This is a genomic window from Bradyrhizobium sp. NBAIM18 (genome assembly GCF_020193825.1).
GTDB classification, from domain to species: Bacteria; Pseudomonadota; Alphaproteobacteria; order Rhizobiales; family Xanthobacteraceae; genus Bradyrhizobium; species Bradyrhizobium yuanmingense.
On record NZ_JADYVO010000082.1, the window covers coordinates 1 to 380 of the forward strand.

General features: G+C 53.4%; 1 protein-coding gene. It reads left to right on the forward strand.

What is annotated here, in order from left to right; genetic code table 11:
* Nucleotides 1–380, forward strand: a 380-nt coding sequence (locus tag I6F17_RS37505) for a hypothetical protein (protein ID WP_346769989.1), incomplete at both ends; no start/stop codon positions are given.

Sequence of the window (380 nt, forward strand, 5' to 3'; positions counted from 1 at the left end):
CGGCGAACAGAATCGTCTGATTAACAAACTTAACCTGGAAATACAGATTTCCCGTACCGAACTCAGAAACAGCGGGCTGACAGAGCCTGCCCGCCGTGTGGCTGACCTTCTGAATATCGTGCTTCCTGACAACGCAACTTCGTACACACTACGTGACATCATCGAAGCGTTGCCGAAGGACAGTAATGCGGCATGGAAACTCACCAGTAATGCCATGTCGATGATGGCAGATATGCAGGCGACGCGCAGACGCTGGGAAGAGCTGAACACCGAACGCAAGGAAGCGCTGAACCATGCTGCCAGCCTGAAAAAATCATCGCCGTTTTCGTCCGGTTTTTCCCGTATTCCCCCGATGCAATGGGCTGCACCCGAATCCCGTC